Origin of the sequence: Streptomyces iranensis, assembly GCF_017874715.1 — a bacterium.
In the GTDB taxonomy this organism is placed as follows: Bacteria; Actinomycetota; Actinomycetes; order Streptomycetales; family Streptomycetaceae; genus Streptomyces; species Streptomyces iranensis.
Genome location: NZ_JAGGLR010000023.1, coordinates 184,794 through 205,814 on the forward strand (window position 1 = coordinate 184,794; position 21,021 = coordinate 205,814).

14 protein-coding genes, 1 tRNA gene and 2 pseudogenes are annotated in these 21,021 nt (G+C 67.3%); 9 read left to right on the forward strand and 8 right to left on the reverse strand.

Annotated features, from left to right (window positions below; translation table 11 throughout):
• Positions 1 to 538 precede the first annotated feature (538 nt).
• The gene (locus J2Z30_RS35935; RefSeq protein WP_044577946.1) at positions 539 to 1,144 is read left to right on the forward strand and encodes a dihydrofolate reductase family protein; all 606 of its coding nucleotides are present in this window, start codon (positions 539 to 541) and stop codon (positions 1,142 to 1,144) included.
• Between the two features lie 1,527 nt (positions 1,145 to 2,671).
• Here J2Z30_RS35935 and J2Z30_RS50155 read toward each other — a convergent pair.
• The 4 genes from J2Z30_RS50155 to J2Z30_RS35950 all read right to left on the reverse strand — a co-directional run bounded on the left by J2Z30_RS50155 (position 2,672) and on the right by J2Z30_RS35950 (position 10,376).
• Complete coding sequence (locus tag J2Z30_RS50155) at positions 2,672 to 2,881, reverse strand: barstar family protein (protein ID WP_245388845.1); 210 nt, start codon at positions 2,879 to 2,881, stop codon at positions 2,672 to 2,674.
• Positions 2,782 to 3,177, reverse strand: a complete 396-nt coding sequence (locus tag J2Z30_RS50160) for a hypothetical protein (RefSeq protein WP_245388851.1) — start codon at positions 3,175 to 3,177, stop codon at positions 2,782 to 2,784. The genes J2Z30_RS50155 and J2Z30_RS50160 overlap by 100 nt, the downstream gene beginning before the upstream one ends.
• Positions 3,167 to 9,076, reverse strand: coding sequence for an RHS repeat domain-containing protein (locus tag J2Z30_RS35945; protein WP_245388846.1), 5,910 nt, complete (start codon positions 9,074 to 9,076; stop codon positions 3,167 to 3,169). The genes J2Z30_RS50160 and J2Z30_RS35945 overlap by 11 nt, the downstream gene beginning before the upstream one ends.
• Before the next feature lie 202 nt (positions 9,077 to 9,278).
• A complete protein-coding gene (locus J2Z30_RS35950; protein WP_044577941.1) occupies positions 9,279 to 10,376 on the reverse strand; it encodes a LamG domain-containing protein in 1,098 nt (365 codons plus the stop codon).
• Between the two features lie 23 nt (positions 10,377 to 10,399).
• On the opposite strand from J2Z30_RS35950, the gene J2Z30_RS51890 reads away from it, so the two are divergent.
• The 4 genes and pseudogenes from J2Z30_RS51890 (at position 10,400) to J2Z30_RS35965 (ending at position 12,796) form a co-directional block, all read left to right on the forward strand.
• Positions 10,400 to 10,654 (forward strand): Arm DNA-binding domain-containing protein, encoded by a 255-nt coding sequence (locus J2Z30_RS51890; RefSeq protein ID WP_107073581.1) that lies wholly within the window; start codon positions 10,400 to 10,402, stop codon positions 10,652 to 10,654.
• Complete coding sequence (locus J2Z30_RS35955) at positions 10,552 to 11,199, forward strand: site-specific integrase (protein WP_078956999.1); 648 nt, start codon at positions 10,552 to 10,554, stop codon at positions 11,197 to 11,199. Before J2Z30_RS51890 ends, J2Z30_RS35955 begins: the two co-directional genes overlap by 103 nt.
• Positions 11,200 to 11,217: 18 nt before the next feature.
• Entirely contained in the window at positions 11,218 to 11,622 is a 405-nt protein-coding gene (locus J2Z30_RS35960) for a tyrosine-type recombinase/integrase (RefSeq protein WP_044577935.1), read from the forward strand.
• Positions 11,623 to 12,046: 424 nt separating this feature from the next.
• Positions 12,047 to 12,796, forward strand: a pseudogene (locus J2Z30_RS35965) (transposase).
• A gap of 14 nt (positions 12,797 to 12,810) precedes the next feature.
• On the opposite strand, the gene J2Z30_RS35970 reads toward J2Z30_RS35965, so the two are convergent.
• Both J2Z30_RS35970 and J2Z30_RS35975 read right to left on the reverse strand, forming a co-directional pair.
• A complete protein-coding gene (locus J2Z30_RS35970; RefSeq protein WP_044577932.1) occupies positions 12,811 to 13,053 on the reverse strand; it encodes a DUF5302 domain-containing protein in 243 nt (80 codons plus the stop codon).
• A gap of 172 nt (positions 13,054 to 13,225) precedes the next feature.
• Complete coding sequence (locus J2Z30_RS35975) at positions 13,226 to 14,641, reverse strand: DEAD/DEAH box helicase (protein WP_044577929.1); 1,416 nt, start codon at positions 14,639 to 14,641, stop codon at positions 13,226 to 13,228.
• A 1,017-nt stretch (positions 14,642 to 15,658) separates the two neighbouring features.
• Between J2Z30_RS35975 and J2Z30_RS35980 the strand changes: the two genes are divergently transcribed.
• The gene (locus tag J2Z30_RS35980; protein WP_044577927.1) at positions 15,659 to 16,366 is read left to right on the forward strand and encodes a prolipoprotein diacylglyceryl transferase; all 708 of its coding nucleotides are present in this window, start codon (positions 15,659 to 15,661) and stop codon (positions 16,364 to 16,366) included.
• Between the two features lie 179 nt (positions 16,367 to 16,545).
• Positions 16,546 to 17,448, forward strand: a pseudogene (locus J2Z30_RS35985) (integrase core domain-containing protein).
• A 287-nt stretch (positions 17,449 to 17,735) separates the two neighbouring features.
• On the opposite strand, the gene J2Z30_RS35990 reads toward J2Z30_RS35985, so the two are convergent.
• Positions 17,736 to 17,812, reverse strand: a tRNA-Pro gene (locus tag J2Z30_RS35990).
• A gap of 228 nt (positions 17,813 to 18,040) precedes the next feature.
• Here J2Z30_RS35990 and J2Z30_RS35995 point away from each other — a divergent pair.
• Together J2Z30_RS35995 and J2Z30_RS36000 are read left to right on the forward strand one after the other, a co-directional pair.
• A complete protein-coding gene (locus tag J2Z30_RS35995) occupies positions 18,041 to 18,742 on the forward strand; it encodes a thiamine pyrophosphate-binding protein (RefSeq protein WP_044577922.1) in 702 nt (233 codons plus the stop codon).
• A gap of 67 nt (positions 18,743 to 18,809) precedes the next feature.
• The gene (locus J2Z30_RS36000; protein WP_044577919.1) at positions 18,810 to 19,712 is read left to right on the forward strand and encodes a transketolase family protein; all 903 of its coding nucleotides are present in this window, start codon (positions 18,810 to 18,812) and stop codon (positions 19,710 to 19,712) included.
• A 21-nt stretch (positions 19,713 to 19,733) separates the two neighbouring features.
• Here the strand turns inward: J2Z30_RS36000 and J2Z30_RS36005 are convergent, their stop codons facing one another.
• On the reverse strand, positions 19,734 to 20,684 hold the full coding sequence (locus J2Z30_RS36005; RefSeq protein ID WP_044577916.1) for an alpha/beta fold hydrolase: 951 nt from the start codon (positions 20,682 to 20,684) through the stop codon (positions 19,734 to 19,736).
• Between the last annotated feature and the right edge of the window lie 337 nt (positions 20,685 to 21,021).

Consider the following 21,021-nt stretch of genomic DNA (forward strand, 5'->3'; position numbering starts at 1 on the left):
CTCGCGATTCCCCAGCTGAGGAATGACCTCCTGGGGCAGAGGCCCGTTTGTCCTCGGCCGATGATTAGGTCTGGTTCGCGATCCGGCGGCCGGGCTGTTCGAGGAACTCCTGCAAGCTGGACGCGGTGACCTCGAAGTCGTCAAACCAGGAGGCCGTGTGGGCTTCCAGACCTGTCCGCTGGCTCCGATCGCGAACAGATGGCCCCCGCCGTCGCTGGCGAAGACCAGCGCGATCGGTTCGCCGTCGATCGGAGCGAGGCCTCACCGATCGCCCAGTAGAGCGTGGTGGGCCGTTCACGGGTGGGGCTGAGCTGGGGCTTTGACAGAACGCAAACCGCCGTTCCCAATCGCGTGGAGATCATTACCCGACTGCGTGCATCGCGCAATCATATAGGCCTCCGGCCCTCCGAAGCAGTGCCGCTCCGCCGACCTGATCGGCTGCAGCGTCATGGGTTTTCTCGTTGCTCCACAGCGTGGCCGATGAGTTTGTGGTTCCCGGCCGGTCCAAGCTCGTGACACCCCAGGAAAGGACACCGCCATGTCGGAGCTTCTCGTCGACTTCATCACCTCCCTCGACGGCCACGCATCGGGAGAGGGATGGCCCGGGTTCTGGGGCCTCGAGGGCCCGGAGTACCTCGCGTGGCTCGGCGAGCAGCCCGAGGCCACCTACCTGATGGGAGCGAACACCTACCGCCTGATGTCGGGCTTCGCCGCGGGCGAGGTTCCGAATGGCCAAGACGAGTTCAGGCCCGAAGAAGAGGCGTCCGTCGACGAGCTCACGCAAGCGTCCAAGGTGGTGTTCTCCTCCTCACTCGAGGAGCCACTGACGTGGGCCAACTCCACGCTCGTCCGCGACGACGCCGTCGAGGCGGTCCGCGCCATGAAGTCGAGTGGCTCGGGGCTCCTCAGCACGATCGGCAGCCTCAGCCTGTGCCGGTCCCTGCTACGAGCCGGACTCGTCGACCGCTTCCGGGTCGTGATGTTCCCGGTGATCACCGGGGCCACGGGCGAAGAACGCATCTACGACGGCTATCCGGACGTTGCCCTCGAGATGATCGAGCACCGCACCTTCGACGGCCGCATCCAGCTGGTCGAGTACAAGCCCCGCGTGCTCGAGCACCCGCCGCTCGGCGTCCCTGCGTGACATCGCCCCGTCCGCCGGTCTGGACGGCCGCCAGGCCGGCGCCGGCGGCTTCGGTCGCTGGGCCCTCACCCGCGCTCTTCACTCCCCACATTCCCCACACGCTTCAAGACGCAACGAAGTGGAGGGAAGAGCGTCCCTGGCCGATTTCAGAGATCCTCATCAAGGCCGCCCACGCCGCATCCGCCGTATCCGCCGCCCGCAACTCCTGATTCCTGAGCATCTGGTTCGTCAGTCCCGTGCCCGCGGCCTCACCACCAGAACATCAAAAATCGGGCAAGTCACCCCTGTGTATCAACGGTCCCCGAGTCCAGACGAATTGAGCAACAGAGTCCTTACTCCCAACAAAGTGCGGTGCGCGGTCGTCACCAGCAGATGACACGCAGCCGAGGGCGACGAACGCGTGGTGGATGTCGCCGCGGATCTCCCAGAGGATGCGCAGACGGCGGACCAGTGCAGCAGCGCGATCGCTCCTTCCGCGACCCAGCGGTACACGCCCAGGCCGGAGCCGAACTCTGGAGCGCTTGGCACATTATTTCCCGTCACTGCGACCACCGCCCCCACGGCGCGGCAGCTGGCCAGCCTCCGACAGCGCGCCTTCAGAGGACTGTCACCGTCGTCCGGCCCTCATACATCTAGTCACCGAACGACGGATGCGCACTCCTTCTGATCGGCCGACAGGCTCATCGCCACCACTTCTTACTTTCTGCCGGACGGTAGCACTCATCACCGCGAATGCGAGGAGCAGTTGACAGTCTCCAGTCACCGCGCCTCGTAGCTGGAGCCATCCCCTGTAGGGGTGGGAACACCTTCCGGACGACGCCTCGCTCGCGGCCGCCAGGGGCCATCCCCACGAGCGCGGGAAGCAGGCTCCATGACCTGCATGTCTATCTGGCAGCAGATCCCCCACGAAGCACTTTCACGAAGTCCGGCATTCCAGGCATATGCATTTCGAGATCCACCCCGCAAATTCTTCAGCCTCGACACCGTCCAAATCATTTCGCAAGAGCATGAGGGCCCGAGCACCCCGGTCGCGTCACTCCCCCGCCATGGCGTGAAGCAACACGAAGTAGCAACGCCGCCCCCAACACCCATGGAGGGCCACCCCACTGCGCGGCGCCACAGGGGCCCTTCCACCTCGCCCCTTCCTCGCCCACACTGGCAACTTGGTGAGCTAGCTGCGGAGTTGAAGAATCGCTTTGGACAGACGACGCCTCCATCGTCACGCTACCGATCCTTGCCGAGCCCACCATGGACACCAACATCCGGGACCTGGCCGCCCCAACGTGTAGTCGCTCCCGTGGCGTCTCAGCTGAGATTGGCCGCTGATACGTCTGCCAATGCCATACATCTTCTGCCGCCGCACGCTCCTGAAGACCGTCCCCATCAGCCCCGAGTTGCCGCCGCTATGCGGAGCCACCGTCCACTGACGTTGCCGTCAACGACTGCCGTCACCCCACGAAGAAGCCCCGCCAGGAACCGCCTGGCGGGGCTTCAAATTTGCTTGCGCACATTCACGACAAACGGAAGTCAGCAAATGGCGACATCCACGTGAAATTCGCGCATAACCTCCATAACCGATTCTACAAAAGTGCGATCCAGTGACTCCTGGGACACTCGGAAATTTCGCCAAACAATCTTCACCGGAGGGCCCTCTCCGAACCTCGAAGAAATGCAGTCCGCCAGAGCGTCAAGGTTTGACCCAAAGTAACCACCAGGGCCATTAACCGCCTCACCCAATGCGCAGAAGAAACCCGACTTCGTCGAGATTTGGGCGCCATCCAAATGTGCGACGTCATTGGTTTCGTCGTGCCGTCGGCCATCAGCACTTCGGTGCCTGGGGTGAAGCTGTTGCAGGCTTTGAGGACCTTGAGCCCCTTGAAGACCCGAGCCCAGGGGAGGTCGAGCGAGGCCGCGCCACAGGCTTTGAGACTCTTGCCGCTCAGGCAGCTCTTCCACGCGCCGACATCCGGGGAGGCCACGCTGACCGCGACCGCGGTCACCAGTTTCTCGAAGCCGTTCTGTTCATAGTTCACCAGCCCGATCGCCTCGGCGGCCGAGCAGAATCCCCCGGGCCGGGTAATAGCACTTCTGCTGCGCCCATCTCTGAAGCTGCTCTTCGCTGTCGTACCCCGGGAAGCGCTTCGCCAGTTCGCCGGCGGACGGAATCCTGATGCCCTCGAGCCGCAGCTCACCCTTCTTCTGGGTGATATTGATCGTCCGCCCGGGACGGTAGGAGTTGCCGCCGCTGGGCCGGGCTCGGGAAGGGCCGCTAGAGACCGGATAGAGGATGCGGCCACTGGTGTCGTAGCAGCCTTCAGTGGTGCAGCCCGGTCCGTGGCTCGGAGTCCAGTTGTTGTTGGCGCCATCGGCGCTGCAGCCGTCGCAGAAGCGCCCGGTGGGGTCGGAGCCGGTGACCGGGTTGTTGTTGGCGTAGGCGTAGCCGTTGATCTGCTGGGGGTCGGTCAGGTCCATGACCGGGTCGACGGACAGGAAGCGGCCGGTGGTGGGATCGTATTCGCGGGCGCCCAGACGGGTGAGGCCGGTGGCCTTGGTGTCGTCGGTCCCGCCGACGAAGCCCTTGGTACCGGGCCAGGCAGCAGGTTCCTCGCCACGCAGATCGCCGAAGGGCAGGGTGCGTCGCCGGCTGAGTTTCTGCGAGGCGGCGTCGATGGCGAGTCGTGCGGTGCCGTGGTGGTCGGCGAGTGTGAAGGAGACGCTGCCGTCGTCCTGCTGTACGGCCTGATGGCCGCCGCCGAGGTCGATGTAGCGGGTGACCCTTGGTGTGGACGAGCCCTTGGGGAGCGTGATCTCGGTGGTGCCCAGGTAGAGGGTGGTTTCGGTGGCGGTTCGGCCGATGAGCCGGTTGCCGTCGGCGTCGTAGAGGTATTTGGTGACCTTGTCGGCGCCGCCCTCGACCGGCTCGGTCACCTTCGGCAGGTGCCCCTCGGCGTCCCAGTCAAGGGTCTGGGTGTCGCCGCCCAGCGTTCGGGTGGTGTTGTTGCCACTCTTGTCGTAGCCGAAGGTGTCTTCAGCGGTTCCACTGGGCCCGGTGGCTTTGACGGAGGTCAGAGTGTGTGGCTGCGCGCTGTCCGGGTTGGGGTAGTCGTAGGTGCGCTTGGTGTCCTTGGCGGCATCGCCCGAGGGGTCGTGCAGGGTTTCCGTCCTGCGGTTGCCGACCTGGTCGTAGGTGTAGGAGGTCCAGTAAGGAGCCGGGCCGCCCAGCACACTGCCGCCCGGGGTGGTGGCGCATCCCTTGTCGCCCTGGGTCCATGCCTCGGTCAGGCGTTGCAAGTAGTCGTAGGTGAAGCACTGGTTGTCGGTGCCGGAACGAGAGACGTCCGATACCGACAGCACGTTGCCCGCCTCGTCATAGCGGTACGTGTCGTACTGGTCGACGCCCGCCACGTCCTGACGATCCACCCGGGCGGTGGCCAGACGCTGCGTGCCCCACTCGTAGGTGTTGGTGGCCCACGTCTTCTTGCCGCCGCTGGAGAGTTCGTACTGCTGCGGTTTGCCGGTCAGGCTGTAAAGGACACTGGATTTCACGCCCTGGCTGCCGTCGATGGCGATGGGGCGCAGGGTCTCGTCCTCGTAGGTGTAGGCCACGGTGGCCGCCGGAAGAGATCCGGCCTTGGGGTAGCCCTTCCCTTCCACGAGTCCGGAGACTTTGTACGTGGTGGCGGACAAATAGGTGCCCTGGAGTGCGCCCTCTTCGGCGGGGATGGTGACGGACGTGCGCAGTGCTCGGTAGAGGCGGTCGTAGGCCACGATCTTGGTGGTGTAGGCCCGGCCGTCGTCGTAGCGGGTGGATTCCGCCAGGTAGCCCTTCGAGTTACTGACGGTGTCGTAGACCCATTTCGCTCTCAGCTCGCCGGTGGGCGAGTCCTTGTGCAGCTCGGTGCGCCGGCCGAGGCCGTCGTAGTCGTAGGCGAGGGTGGTGTTGCGTCCGTCGGTGGTGGAGGTCAGCTGACCGCGGTCGTCGTAGGCGCTGCTGGTAGTGCCTTTGTCCGGGTCCTTGGCGTTGGTGAGCTGGCCGAGGAGGTCGTAGCTGTAGCTCCAGGTGTTCTTGGCCGGGTCGGTGACTGTCTTCAGTTCGCCGCGTGGTGTGTAGGTGTAGGTGGTGGTGTCATAGGCGGCGTCGGCCGTGCGCTGGTGGAGTTGGCGCAGTTCGGTGGTTTTACCGCGGGCGTCGGTGAGGGTGGTGGTGGCGGTGCCTCCTTCGGGTGGGATGGCCGTGGTGCGATCGCCACCGTAGATCGTCTTGGCGATGCCCAGGACCGTGCCGCCGTCGCCGTTTCCGGCTATCTGCCGTGCCTCGGTCTGTCTGCCCAGGCCGTCATAGGCGTAGCGGTTCTGCGTTTCGACGTTCAGTGCGTCTTCTGGCTTGAACAGGGTGCCGCTCGGCTTGCCATCCGCGTAGTAGGTGGCGAAGTCCTTTGCTTTCAGGCCTCGTTCGTCGTAGAAGACGTCGGTCAGCAGACGTCCGCCGTCTGGTCCGGGAGCTTGTGTCTGCCGTTCACGTAGCAGGCCGTCGTAGAGCGTGTAGGAGGTCTGCTGGGTACCGTTGTTCCCGAGTGTCTTGGTGCCCACCGCCACCGGCTGCCGGTCGGTGACGGTGTACGTGAACTCGTACGTAGGGGTCTGGCCGGTGAGCCGGTCAGCCAGCCAGACCTTGGTGGAGCGGCCCAGGGCGTCGTAAGCGTAGTTGGTGACCTTGTCGTTGGTGTCAGTCTGGGTCAGTGGCAGGCCGCGCAGCACGTCGCGCGTGGTGGTCGTGGTCTGCGCGGTGCTCGCGTCGCCGGTCTTGGCGGGCGGCGAGGTCACCTCCGCGCTGGTGGGCAACCCGGTGGCGGGAGTGTAGGCGGTCGTGGTGGTACGGCCGTCGGTGCGAACGGTCCGTTTGAGTGCTCCGGCCGCGGTGACGGTGACGTCGGCCGTCAGGTCGGTGCTGGTGAGCGTCCGTCCGTAGGAGTCGTAGGTCGAGCCGGACTCCACATAGACGGCGGTGGTTCCGTCGTACTTCTTCAGTACCGCGGTTCCGGTGGCATCGCTTTTCGTGGGGGCGTCGCCGTAGGTGCCGCCGTCGTAGGCGGTGCGCGCGTCGGAGATGACGTCGTCCGGTCGGTTGGCGGTCGTGTCACAGGCTGTGGCGACCGCCTCCACCCGGGAAGGGAGGGTGAGGATGTTCTTGTCGGTGTTGGTGGCGTAGGTGGTGCGGGTGCAGGTGTTGTCCGCGGCGGTGTCGTTGTCACCGAAGTCGTCGACCTGGGTGACCCGGCCGGCCACCGTGTCGAAGCTGGTGGCCGTTGATGCGGTCCGCCATTTGGTCCCGGCGCCGTCATCGAGTGAGGTGAACGTCTTGGTGTGGGCGGTCCCGGTGAGGTTGGCTGTGACCGTGCCCCAGTCGCGGACCTTTTTCGCGGTCTCGTGATGCCAGGGCCGGTTTATGGTCTTGGTGAGGACCTTTCCGCCCGGCCCCGAGTAGCTGACTGTCTTGTAGGCGAATCCGGCCGCCGAATCATGGTCGGTGATCGGGTCGCCTTCGTCGTCGTCGAGCGCAACGGTGACACTCTTGGTGCCGCCTCCGGTGTCCTTGCGGTCGCCGTCCATGCCGCGCAGGAAATAGGTGTCCTGCTGCGACTTCATCGCACTCGTCCCGCCCTGACCACCGGTCTGGACCCGCACCTGTCCGTAGCCACGCCACTGCGACCAGGTCTTGAACTTCTCCTTGGTCAGTCCGTCGTCATCGTCGTAATGCCAGGACGCGCCGCCCTTGTAGTCGTAGGCGGTCACCCGATCAGGCGCTCCACCGGTGCGGTCGGTTGTGGTCACGGAGGTGACCACGTACTTGTTGAACCACTGCCGTTCAGGGTCGTCGCTGGTACTGCCGCCGATGTACTGCGGGAAGCAGCGGGTGGTGTTCGTCTGCGGGGTCGGCAGGGAGTCCCAGTCACATGCCTCGGCGGAGTAGTTGACGTCGATCTGCCCACCGGACTCATCGGCGACCGTGGACAGCCGGTCCTTGATGAACGGTGCGTAACCGTCGCCGGTCTTGTCCAGGCGGTTGGCCAGTTGGGTGTAGGCGAACGTGGTCTTCGGTAGCGTGATGGCTGGGTCAGCGCTGTGGCCGGTGCGCTGAATGGATTCCAGTTCCAGTTGGTAGTCGGTATCAGCCTTGCCCCAGCGATGGGCGAACGCCCAGGAGTCGACATCCTTGTAGGTGCCGCTGTCGAGGGCCTGTGCGGTGATCCGGGTCAGCCGCTTGCGAGTGAAGAACACCGGCGAGAGCCGACCGTCGTCGCAGTCCTCATCCGCTGTGCAGTTCAGGTCCCAGGGGGTGTCGTACCAGTAGAAAGCGTCCTTGTCGATGGACTCACAGTCGGTCCGCGCATCAGGCAGGCAGCGCTCGCCGCTGGTGAAGTCGACCTTGGCCAGCGCCTTGGTGCCGTACATCGAGGACGACTCCAGGCCGTATTCGATCCGGTCCAGGTCACCCCCGCGGACGTAGCGTGTGTTGTCCTTGGCCTTGAGGTTGCGGCCGTAGGAGTTCGTCTCCTTGTCGTAGTAGTAGGCGATGGCGTTGCCGTGGGGATCGACCACGTAGTCCAGGTTCCATCGCCACGCCTGCTGGCACCAGGAGTCGGCGAACGTCGCCCCGTGACAGGGCTCGTCGGCACCGTTGCCGAACACCGGCGCCGTCCAGGCGGAATCGGTGGTCTCCTTGCCATCGGCCCATCCCGGCAGGCGGTTGTAGCCGAAGTAATAGCGGTTGCCGTCGGGTGTGGTGACCCGCCAGTACTCGTCGTTCCTGGCGCCGTTACCGCGTACGTTGTCGGTCGAACCGTAGAGACGGTCGATCTTCGTGCCGTCGTCACTCTTCAGCTTCCAGGAGTTGGTGCCGTTGGGCACCAGCTCCCCGCCCTTGCCGTTGAAGGAGATGAACGCGTTGTCGTAGGCCCAGCACAGATCTCCCGGCTTGCCGCCGTCCGCGTTCTTCACCCCGTCTTCCGCGCACGGTTTGTAGCGGCGTTCGATGTAGCCCGGCCACAGGTCGAAGCCGTCGCCCACCCAGGAGGACTGGTTGTTGGTGTTCGCGGTGCGGCCGTCGACTCCGCCCGAGGAGTACGACACTCCTACGCTCGGTGTCAGTCCGCCTGGCACGTCCGGTACGGGCATACCGTACGACCAGGTGAAGTCGCCGGTGTTCAGATTGGTGTCCCACGTCGCAGAAGGCGAGAGCGAGGTGGCCTGGTAGTCCCCCTTGTCCCCCTTCGCTTCTGCCACGGCCGCCAGCACCGTCGGTTCACCCGCACGCAAAGACACGTCCTGAGCGGTGAGAGTCCGCTTCTCGGTGTCGTTGACGACCTCGACAGGCTTGGGCATACGGCACTGCCGTCTGGCCGGCGTCGTCAGCACGCAAGCGGGCAACTCGACCAACGTCAGTCGGGACGCGTAGCCGCCACCGTAGGAGCCGGCGAAGGACGCATAGTCGATTCGGGCCCGTACCCGGCCCGCCATGGTGTTCTTCACGCTTTTCCGCCCCGGGTCGGGCTGCAGCGTGAACAGCGGTCCGTCAACCCCGGCCTTCCGCGCTACCTCGCGGCCCAGCACCCGGGCGGTAACGTCACCATGGGCCGCCTTGCCGCGACCCCCTTCCGCGTCCAGGGCCAGCGGCAGGCCACGCACCTGTTTGGGCCCTGCCCCGGCCTTCGCGCCGTCTGCGGGAAGTGTCACCACCGCTGATGCTGCCCTCGGCCATGTGGTGCGAGGAGCGGACTGCGGGGTACGGGGCCCCTTCATGACCGTGCGCAGCTTGACCTTGCCGATCGTGCCGGGTACCGGCTGCTCCCCGTGGGGAAGGACAGGGCGACCTTTCCCGTCGTCTGCGGCAACAGCAGGCTGCGCCACTCCCTGCAGCAAGGTCGCGACCATGACCACGGCCGAGGCCAGCGCGACACGAGGTCGCAGTGTCCGTAACCGCTTGCTCGATCTGCCGTTCATCCCTGTCCTTCATCCCTCGCTGTATGCACCGCCGGAGGCATACGCCACGGGGTGGAAAGAAAGCCGATACTCAGGAACTGCCGGTGGGCCTGGTAGCCGGAGGCCATTCGGCCTCATCCTCTGCGAAGATCAGTCACCGCCCGGTACGTCCGTGGGCATGGCAGGCATACCAATGGCTAGCTGTGCGACCTGCGTATCCGTCAACGCACCCTGGAAAGACCACACTCGCCATGGAGATTCGCCACCGGCCAGGATCCGTATCCGGCGTCGCACTGGGCACATACCGCACCGCGAACGCATCTTGCTGTGCGCCCGGCGCGCTGAGCAGCGCCACTCCGTTCTTCGGAACTGCTGCCGCCTGGGCCCAAGCCGTCACCGTGAAACTCGCGCTCGTGTCCACCGGCACCGTGGAAGTCGCGGCGTAGTCGTTGACACCGTCGAGCAGGAGGCCACCGTCGACCCAGCCCGCTCCGACCTGTGCGCCGCCGTTGAGCGTCATGTCATTGCCGGACGCTGAGGCGTCCGGTGTGGTCAGTGGTGAACCGGCCGCCTGCTGGAACGTCCAGCGTCCCTTGACCAGCGCGCGCTGCTTGAACAGCTGCTGCGCCTCGGTGGCCGAGACCGGACGGTCGAACAGCCGCACATCGTCGATCGTGCCCGGGAAATGGTTTTCGACCCGTCCGCTGTAGGAGCCGGCGCCGATGTACATGGACTGATCCGCGTAGAAGGCGCCGGCCAGCTGAGTCGATCCGGCCTTGGCCCCGTTGACGTACAGGGTGAGGGTGTTGGCGACCGTGTCGTGCACGCCGACCAGATGCACCCACTCCCCCGCGCGCGCCTGGGTCCCGTCCGGTTGCATGGCCCGGATCGGTGTTGCGTCGGCGGTGTCGGCGGAGTACTGGTTGACCGCCCACCGGTCGTAGGTCTTGGAGTAGTAGAGCTCGAAGCCCGGGGCGTACTTCCCGGCCTGGGCGGTGATGATCGCCGCGCCGTCCGGCTTCTTGTCCAGCTTGGCCCAGGCCGAGACCGTGAAGCTGCGCGAGGTGTTGACGTGGGGGGCGCGCTCCTGGCCGATCTTCGCGTATCCGTCCGTGCCATTGAACCGAGTGGCCTTGCCCGCCACACCGGCCACTCCCGTGTTGGCGCCGCCCACGTACTTCGCGGGGATGACCCCGCCGTGGCCCTTGATGTCGGTGGCGCCGGCTTCCTCATCGAGATGGAAGACCGCCACCGCGGGCCGCCCGGGGTCACCGGGTGTACCGGCGTTGCGGCTGCCGTCGCTCCGACGGCGGACAGTACGGTGCCCGCTGCCCCAAGCTCCACGATGGTTCAAGGCACGGGTCTTGGGCTTTCCCCGTCGACGTGCCCTCGGCGGACGGCAAGCGCCGTCCCCTGTGCCGTAGCGGATTCTCCACCCGGAAGGCCGCCGAGGCAGCGCTGGAGCGAGCCTTGGAGTCCGAACGTACTGGCCTGGATGCAGCGAGGATCTCACCCTCGCCACGTATTTGACCGAGTGGCTGCGTCTCAAGGAGAAGGCGCTCAAGCCCACCACGTTCGCCCGTTACCGCGACCACGTGCACGCGGACCTCATCCCGTCCTTCGGCCGACTGCTTCTGACCGATCTGCGGGCCCGGCATATCACCGCCTGGAGTGAGGCCGAGCTCGCTCGCGGGCACGGGCGCACCGCCGTCTACCGGATCGGAGCCACCTTCTCCAGCGCGCTCAGCCATGCCGTGCACACGCGCGTGATCGTGGCCAACCCGTGCCGGTACGTTCTGCTGCCCCGTGCGGTCGCGCCGGAGCGGATCTGCTGGAATCCCACCCAGGCCGCAGCGTTTCTGCGGCACAACCATGCTCACTACGGCGATCAGATGGCCGATCTGTTCGAGCTGCTGCTGGGCACCGGTATGCGGCGAGGTGAGTCCCTGGGGCTGCACTGGACCGACGTCCATCTGGCCGAGCGGATACTGCTGGTGCGCTGGAGCCTGACGGCCGTGAACAACAACCACCTCGCCTCGGCCACCCCAAGACCGAGGCCAGCCGGACCTGGGTGAGCCTGGCCCCACGCATGGTTGCCGCCCTCGAGCGCCAGGCGGCGCTCGCCCTGGGCCGGCCAGCCCAAGGGGACGCCGCTGGAAGGGCTCGTCTTCTCCCGCCCGGACGGCTCGCCGCTGCGTCCGCAGGGGGTGCTGGTCGAGCTGCGGCGGCGCGCCGCCGAACTCGGCCTGCCACGGATCGGCGTGCACGACCTGCGACACACCGCCGCCACCATCATGATCAGCTCACGGGTGCCGCTGGCCGTGGTCTCCAAGACTCTGCGCCACTCGACACTGGCCACCACCGTCAACCTCTACGGCCACCTGCTCCCCCACGCCGCCCGCGACGCCGTCACCGCCATCGGCACAGCCCTGGAACGCGCCGACCGCAAACACGCCACCGGTGATCCTGGCGGAGCGTCAGAACAGCGGGCGGCCTGAACCTTTCATCCGCCCCGCTCCCGCTCCGGATTCTCTCTACTGCGGTGCCCCTGGCCAGGGGCTCCGCAGTGGTGGCGCCTCAGCGATCACCGGGTGTCATCACGTCGCCATCACGTGTCACACGAATGCAATCAGCGAGCCTGCCATCACTGGCAAACCCGCTGGTCACACCGTCGGGACGACAGGATTTGAACCTGCGACCCCTTGACCCCAGCGGCGTGGCCTGCGCGGACCAGGCATTCGGCAAGGGGCACCGTCCAACACCAGGGTCCTCCGGGGTCGCCTGGCTGCTGTTCGCCGGTTCCACTGAGCTCTTTGAGCGTGGCCACTGATCGGGTGACGGGATCGGTGCCCGCAACGCACGAGGCTCCCGTGCCGTTGGGGGAGGTGTTCGAAGTCTCACCCCACAGGCGCAGGAGCCGCGTTGGTTCCGTATCCTGCCGCGCTCGACCTTTCCCAGGCCCTGGTCGAGTGGGTCACCATGCTCATCGTCACCCGCGAGTGTGACCGCCGCTGCAAACTCCCACCGCACCAGCGTGCCCTGGTCGGCCTGGTGTACCTGCGCCGGCACGACACCCTCGCCCAGATCGCGGCCGGGTTCGGCATCTCCGCCGGCACCGCCCACGCCTACACGACAGCCGTCGTCGGCCTGCTTGCCGACCGCTCTCCTGGCCTGCTGCATGCCCTGCGCGAGGCGGACCCGGACTACGTCTTGCTCGACGGCACCCTGGCAGAGTGCGACCGGGTCGGCGACGGCCGGGCCGACTTCTCCCACAAGCACCGCCGACACGGAGTAAACGTGCAGATGGTGACCGACCCGGTCGGGCGGCTGCTGTGGATCTTGCCGACTATGCCCGGCCGCGCGCACGATCTCACTGCGGCCCGCGCCCACCGGATCATCCGGATCTGGGAACGCCAGGGCGTTCCCATCCTCGCCGACCGCGCCTACATGGGAGCTGGCCCGTGGGTGACGACACCCCTCAGACGCCCCCCGGGCCGTGACCTCACCCCGACCCAGCAAACCGTCAACCGAGCGCTGTCCACAGCACGGGCACCGGTCGAGCGCGGCGTCGCGCGGCTGAAGTAGTGGCGGATCTTCCGCAGGTCCCGGTGCAGTCCGAATCGAATGTCGTCAATCTCCGCGGCCGTGCTCACTCTGGAGCGGCAATCCTGAAAGAACTCATTGGCTCAGCCGCCGCTCTTGCGCCGGAACGACCGCTGGCTCGCAGCCGGGCCGTTCGCCCTACGGACCTTCGACGCCTCGACGTTCGCAGCGAGGTCAGCGGCGTCCGCCTGCACACCGCGTTTGCGCGCTAGGGCCTCCCGGAACTTGCGTTTCAGGTCGTAGTGGCCATCGCTGTCGGGCACCAGAGCGGACGTCATGGGGTCGGTCGGCTCCGAACCTTCTTTGGATGCAGACTCTGCGGTCATGGAGACCTCCTGGGTTCGGGCAGTGGGAAGCACAGCTTGTCATGCCGGGCATACCACGAGGGCGTTCATCTCGTAGGTGTATGCACAGGAGCGTTTCGGGCCGGGCTGGAGGTTCTCCGTTCCGGAGCCCCGCTCCGGGGTCGGAAGTATTCGATTATCAGGGCAGCGGCTCTCAGCCGCCGCGACGCACCCGGGCCGCTTTGCGGGCTTCGGCGAGCTTGCGGGCCTCGCCGGCCTTTCGGGACTTGCCGCCGACGCCGCGGGAGGTGTCCTTGCTGGTGCCCAGTCCGCGGAAGGGAGCGTTGGTGTTCTTGGGCCGGGGCGCGGCGGGCCCGCCGTCGAGCGGAGTGCCGGAGGGGGCCTTGGCCCCGGTGATCCGGCTCAGCTCCGCCTCGCCCGAGCGTACCTTGGTGATGGTCGGCTTGATGCCGGCCTCTGCCATCAGCCGGCTCATCTCGCGGCGCCGACCCGCCGGCACCAACGTGACGACGCTGCCGGACTCACCGGCCCGGGCGGTACGGCCCGCGCGGTGCACATAGTCCTTGGGGTCGGTGGGCGGGTCGACGTTGACCACGAGATCGAGGTCGTCGACGTGCAGGCCACGGGCCGCGACATTGGTCGCCACCAGGACGGTGATCTGGCCGTTCTTGAACTGCGCCAGGGTCCGTGTGCGCTGCGGCTGGGACTTGCCGCTGTGCAGGGCCGCGGCGTGCACTCCGCTGGCTCGCAGATGCCGGGTGAGCTGGTCGACCGCGTGCTTGGTGTCCAGGAACAGCAGTACGCGGCCGTCGCGGGCGGCGATCTCCGTGGTGACGGCGTACCGGTCGGGGCCGTGGACGACCAGAACGTGGTGGTCCATCGTCGTGACTGCGCGCGCGGACGGGTCGACCGAGCGGACGACGGGATCGTGGAGGTAGCGGCGGACCAGGTGGTCGACGTCGCGGTCCAGAGTGGCCGAGAACAGCAACCGCTGACCGTCGGGGTGAACCTGGTCGAGCACCTCGGTCACCTGCGGCAGGAAGCCCATGTCGCACATCTGGTCGGCCTCGTCGAGGACGGTGATCCCTACCCGTCCCAGGCGGCAGGCCCTGCGCTCGATGAGGTCGTGCAGACGGCCGGGGGTGGCGACGACCACCTCGGCTCCATGCCGCAGCGCAGCGGCCTGCCGGCCGATCGACATGCCGCCGACGACCGTGGCCATCCGCAGCCGCAGCGCCTCTGCGTACGGCACAAGTGCCTCGGTGACCTGTTGGGCCAGCTCTCGGGTAGGCACCAGGATCAGAGCCAGGGGCTGCTTCGGTTCCGCGCGCCGCCCAGCCGTCCGTGCGAGCAGTGGTAGGCCGAAAGCGAGCGTCTTGCCCGATCCGGTGCGCCCGCGCCCCAGGACATCGCGTCCCGCGAGGGCGTTAGGCAGCGTGGCTGCTTGGATCGGGAAGGGCTCGTGCACACCGAGTTCGCTGAGCGTTCGCAGCACCTCGGCTGGTAGTTCCAGGCCGGCGAAGGAAGCGACCGGGGGCACCGCTGGCGCGGTGGCCATGAGCAGGGCGGGATCGCTGTGCGAGGTGCCGGGGAGGTCAGGGTGATTCATGAAGAGCCTTCCGTATGTGAATGTACCGAGGAAGGCCCGGTGAGAATGAGCAGTCGACGAACAAGAGGAACCGGACAGGCAGGATCGCCAACCGTCACGAGCACGCAAAAGGATGAGGATAACACGAAGTGACAGCCCCGCGTCCCGAGACCGCGGCCCGGCGGTCCCGGCCTCAGTCGGCCGTCTGCCCGCCACTTCCCCCGCTTCGCCCACGCCGAAGCCTCTGGATGCACGGCTGCAGCGTGACGTGCACGGACGAGGCATTCAGCAAGGGCGCCACAGCCCTTAGCCGTGCCGGTGGCGAAGAACGGCCAGCTCCCACCCAGGAGTTGTGCAGTGGAGCGGGCGCGCCCGCTCCACCGATGACGCACCCGTGACGGCGCGAAGGCACGGCTGCGACGGCACAGGTGCGACCCTGCGGCCACCATGCCTGTGCATATAAAGGTCCGCACGCCGTGCCCGACGACACCGGCGGTGTCCCCGGTGCGCGATCCACGCATGCGGAGCGGGGCGGAGGTATCGGACCCTGCGTGGGCCGACCGCGCGTACGTTGAACTCGGCCACGGAACCCGGCCCGTCGGCCGTCGCGCGGGCGCGGGCCGTGGCCGGAAACGCGGCGGTGGCAGCGGCGATGGTGGGGGTCCCCACCGGGTGCCGGGCCGGGCCCGTCCTGGTGGGCCTGTCAGATGATGCCGGCCGGGCAGGACCTGATCGGTAACCCCGCCGCGGCTCAGGCGGGTGCGCTGCCCGCCGCTCAGCAATCCACCACGGCACAGCAACAGATCGCGGCACAGCAGCAGTTGACGCAGAAACCGGACGCGAAGAAGCCGGAACCGAAGCCTGTCCAGAAGTCGAAGGCCCCGCCCGCACCTCGCCCAGACCTGAAGGACGCGAAGGACACCGAGGAGCGCCCCGACAAGGGTGCGAAGAAACAGGAAGCGGCGGGCCCGCGGTCACCGGGTACGGACCCGAAGTTCCAGGCGTTGAAGAAGGACGTCGCGGTCAAGAAGCAGCGGGGTGGCGTCGAGCCACCCGCCGCCGACCGCGGAGGCCGGTGCCGCGCAGGGAGCCGCGGTGCCGCCGGCCGACGACCAGGAGGCCCGTGGCAAGACGGCGCACGCGGAGGGCATGGACGCCGCTCAGCCGAAGGAGTTCGACAAGCAGTCGTTCATCGCCGCGGTGGAGAAGGCCATCAAGGACCGGGCCCCGAAGAACCTGGACGAGGCGGACAAGTTCGGGGAGTCGGGCAAGGCAGAGGAAGTCAAGACCGCGGTCCAGGGCAAGGTCGGTGAGGGCAAGGAGGCCGCGGGCCAGGAGATCGCCGACACCACCGCCGCCACACCGGAACCGGCCCCGAATGCCAAGGAGGTCGTGCCGCTGGCGGCGGACTCGGTGCCGGGCAAACCGGGGGCCCCGAACCCGAACCAGGCCGCCCCGGACGCGTTGCCGAAGTCGGCCATGGACATGTCGGCCGGGCCGGACCAGGTCAACCAGCAGATGGCGTCGGCGCAGGCCACTGAGCAGCAGCTGTCGATGAAGAACTCGCGCGAGCCTGTGTTCGACAAGGCGGTGCGGAACAAGCCGACGTCCACCTTCCGGAGCAGGTGCTCTACGTCCGCTACGCCCTCTCCGCCGTCAACAACACCCTGTGAGGCTCGGTTATTCATCGCTGCTCGGTCAAACCCCCCACCCGGCGTGCAGAGAGCTGCGACCATGCTGAGATGATCGTGTCGCTTCTGTACCAGGTGACTCGACGCCTTCTCGCCGTCCCGACGGTGCTTCTACGGCGGGATACCTCGAAGGAGGCCGAACTTCTCGTCCTGCGCCATGAAAACGCCGCGCTACGACGCCAACTACAAGGGCGAGTACGGTACGGACCCGCGGACCGCCTGTAGTTCGCCTCTCTGTCCTCGCTAATCCCCCGCCGCCGCTGGGCAAAGGTCTTCCCCATCACGCCCGGCACGCTATTGGCTTAGCACCGCAAACTGGTCGCCCACCGCTGGGACTACTCCCGACAACGCCGCGGTCCCGGACGGCCGCCCACGCAGGCCGCCGTCAAAGACCTCGTACTGCGCCTTGCCCGCGAGAACAGCCAATGGGGCCACCGCCGGATTCAAGGTGAACTGGCCCGGCTCGGACACCCGATCGCCGCCTCCACCGTCTGGCAGATCCTCCACACCGCAGGAATCGACCCTGCACCCCGCCGCACCGGCCCAACCTGGCGCGAGTTCCTCTCAGCGCAGGCCACCAGCCTGATCGCCTGCGACTTCCTCCACATCGACACCAGCAGCCTGCAACGCCTGTACGCCCTGATCTTCCTCGAGCACCACACCCGACGCCTGCACATCGGCGGCGTCACCGCACAGCCGACCGCGGCCTGGACCACCCAGCAAGCCCGCAGCCTCGCCACCGACCTCGGCATACGCATGGACTCACTGCGCTTCCTCATCCGAGACCGCGACAGCAAGTACACCGACGCCTTCGACGCCGTATTCCAAGCCGAGGACATCGAGATCATCAAGACGCCGGTCCGCGCGCCGAAAGCCAACGCCCACTGCGAACGAGTGATCTGCACCCTCCGCCGAGAAGCCCTCGACCACATACTCATCCTCGACGAAGCTCACGCCCGCCATGTCCTGGCCGAATACCAGAGGCTCTACAACGCACACCGCCCCCACCGAGCCCGACACCAACTACCTCCCCAGGCCCACCAACAACCACCTCCGGCCCTGAAACCAGCCAGCCGACGAGTCCTGCGTACCCGCATCCTCGGCGGCATGATCAACGAGTACAGCTATGCCGCTTGACCAGGAGCGACGATTATTCGAGCCCCACAGGCCCTTATGCCTCTCGATGCAGAGAGCACCTGAATCGATGGGGTGACCCCAGGGGCCTACGGTTAACGACAGCGCGCAGGTGCGCGGTACGGCGCTGTAGGTCTACCGGATCGGGTGACGGACGAATCGGGCACGGTTGACACGTCTGCGAGTTAGGAGCACGAGGGCTCCCAGAGGGCTCCTCGTTGCTCCCTGCCAGGAAACAGTTAAGGCCGCCTCCGCTACCTGCGGAAACGGCCTCCGACCTGCGAAAACGCTGGTCGGGACGACAGGATTTGAACCTGCGACCCCTTGACCCCCAGTCAAGTGCGCTACCAAGCTGCGCCACGTCCCGGTGCCCGTTCGGCTTGGGCTTTCCCTCGCCGACCGCGCATGAAGAACAATACCGCACTTCAGGGGGTGGTCGCTGCCACCCCGGGCGAGGATCGGGAGTCCGGCGGGACCAGCTGGGGTGTTCACCTGGTGGGGTCGGGGCATTGCACATTGTTACCCGGGGGGGGTGAGCGGGAGCGGTGTCGGTGGGGCTTGACTTGAAGTTTGGTTTAAGTTGCACGCTCGCTGCATGACCTTCACCGACGTTCACACCGGGTATGGGTACGAAGATCTTCCTCGGCTGATGAGTCTGATGACCGGGGACGAGAAGCACGGGCCGGCTGCTACCTCGACGCTGGACGTGGTCTGGGTGCTTTACGACCGCGTGCTGCGGGTTTCGGCGGCGGCTGGGGATGCGCCGGAGCGGGATCGGTTTTTGTTGTCCAAGGGGCACGGGCCGATGGCGTACTACGCCGTGCTTGCCGCCAAGGGGTACATTCCCGAGTCGCTGCTGGCGGGGTTCGGGGCGTATGACTCGCCGCTCGGGCACCATCCGGATCGGGTGCTCGTGCCGGGGGTCGAGATCAGCAGTGGGTCGCTCGGGCATGGGCTGCCGTTGGCCGTGGGGAGTGCGCTCGGGTTGCGGGCGCAGGGGCTCTCCGGGGCGGCGGTGTGGGTGCTCATCGGCGATGCCGAGCTGGACGAGGGCAGCAATCACGAGGCGATCGCGTACGCCGGGGCCGTGGGGCTGGAGCGGCTGCACGCGGTCGTCGTCGACAACGCCTCCGCCAGCCATGGGCGGCCCGGGGGTATCGCCGCGCACTTCGAGGCCGCGGGGTGGTCCACGGCGACCGTGGACGGGCGTGATCACCAGACGCTGTACGAGGCGTACACCGCGCCGCACCCGGGGCGGCCGCATGTCGTGGTGGCCCGGGTCGAGGCCAAGGTCTGATGCGATTCCCGTGCGCGATCCCAGTGCGCGATTCCAGTGCGACTCCAGTGTGAGAGGGACTGTTCTCATGGACACCATGCGTGAGCGTTTCGCCTCCGTCGTCTCCCGTCTTCTCGACGACGATCCCCGGCTGGCCGTCGTGCTGGCCGAGATCGGTAAGGACGGCTTCACGGACGCGGCCCGGACTCATCCCGACCGGGTGATCAATGTCGGAATCCGCGAGCAGCTGCTGATCGGCGTCGGCGGTGGACTGGCCCTGACCGGGATGCGGCCGATTCTGCACACCTTCGCCAGCTTTCTGATCGAGCGGCCCTTTGAGCAGGTCAAGCTGGACTTCGGGCATCAGGGCGCGGGCGGGGTGCTGGTGAGCGCGGCCGGTTCGTACGACTGGCCGGCGGGCGGCTACACCCATATGGCGCCCGGCGACGTGGCCCTGCTGGACACGCTCGACGGCTGGACCGTCCATGTGCCCGGCCATCCGGACGAGGCCGAGACCCTGCTGCGGGACGCGGTCGCGGCCGGTGACGACTCGGTGTACGTACGGCTGTCGGCGCACTCCAACTCCGCCCCGCGGGACATCGTCCCCGGCCGCTTCCTGACCGTACGGGAGGGGCGCCGCGGTGTGGTGATCGCGGTCGGGCCGATGCTCGACGGCGTCCTTACGGCCGTCGAGGGGCTGGACGTCACCGTGCTCTACGCCACGACCGTACGGCCCTTCGATGAGCGGGCGGTGCGTGCCACCGCTGGGGCGGCGGTGGGCCGCGTCGACGTTGTGCTGGTCGAGCCCTATCTCGCGGGTACCTCGACCGCCGCCGTGAACGACGCGCTCGCCGATCGCCCGCATCGGGTGCTCGGCCTGGGCATTCCCCGGCGCGAGCTGCGCCGCTACGGCACGATCGACGAGCATCTCGCGGGGCAGGGGCTGGATCCGGTGGCGTTGCGCAAGCGGATCTCCGCCTTCCTGCGGTGAGGGTCCGTGCCAGCTGGTGGTTCAGATGTGCTTTTCCAGCCACGTCAGCAGGTCCTGCTGGACCTCGTCCCGGTTGGTCTCGTTCAGGATCTCGTGCCGGGCCCCCTGGTATCCCTTCCAGGTCAGCTCCCGCGTGCCGCCGTAGCGGAAGTCCTCCAGGAGTTCGTAGACGAGCGTCATCCCCTGGTTGCACGGATCCTCCGTGCCCACCGCCACATGCACCGGCAGCGCGGCCGGGATACGGGCCTGGTGGCGCGGGTCGTTGATCTTACGGACGCCACGGACCCAGTCCTCGGACAGCCCGGCGCTGAACGCGAAGCCGCACCGCTCGTCCCCCGCGTACGTGGCCACCTCCGCCGCGTCGCGCGACAGCCACTCGAAGCCGGTCCGGTCCTGGATGTGCTCGTACGGGTCGTTGAACGAGGCGAAGAGGGTCGGGGTGAAGGTGGACTGCGCGTTCCGGCCCCGTTCCGCGATCTCCTGGGCGATGCCCGCCAGCGCCTCCTCGGTCTCGGTCCCCGGCAGTGAGCGGAAGGTCCCGGAGAGGATCAGCCCGGCCAGCTCCCCTCCGTACTCCTGGGCGCAGTCGCGGGCCAGCATCGAGCCCATGCTGTGGCCGAGCAGGATCAGGGGCGCACGGGGGTGCGCGGCCCGCGCGCGGTCGCCGATGGTGCGCAGGTCCGAGACGATCGCCCGCCAGCCGTCGCCCTCCTCGCCCACGACACCGAAGCCGCCGGTCGACTCGGCGGTGGCTCCGTGGCCGCGGTGGTCCGAGGCGACCACCGCATAGCCGTGGGCGGCGAGGAAGCGGGCGAACCGGTCGTAGCGCCGGGCGTGCTCCGCGGCGCCGTGGGCGATCTGGACGATCGCGCGCACGGCACCGTTCTCCGGCAGCCAGCTGTAGGTCACGACCCGCACGCCGTCGGGCGTGGGCAGATGGTCGGTGCGGTGGGTGATACCGCCGTCGGGCATGCCGTCTCACTCTCCTGGCTCGAATCGATCCGGTGCGGATGGATCCGGTGCTGATGGTTCTGGTGCTGATGGATCTGGTGCTGATGGATCTCGTGCGAATGGATCTCGTGCGGACGGAAGCCCACTCTCCCTTTGCCGGGCCCGCAAGCCAAGGGCGTCGACGCGGTCCTGTCCTCCGGAGCGCGGGGTGTGTAACGATCAAGCGCTTGGTACCGCGTATCGACTGCCGATCCATGTAACTCCATTGCTCCAGGAGGACCGTTGGACTCGCACGACGCTTCGCTCTCCACCAGCTCCCCCAACTCCACCGGCTCGACCGGCGCTTCGGGTTCGCCCA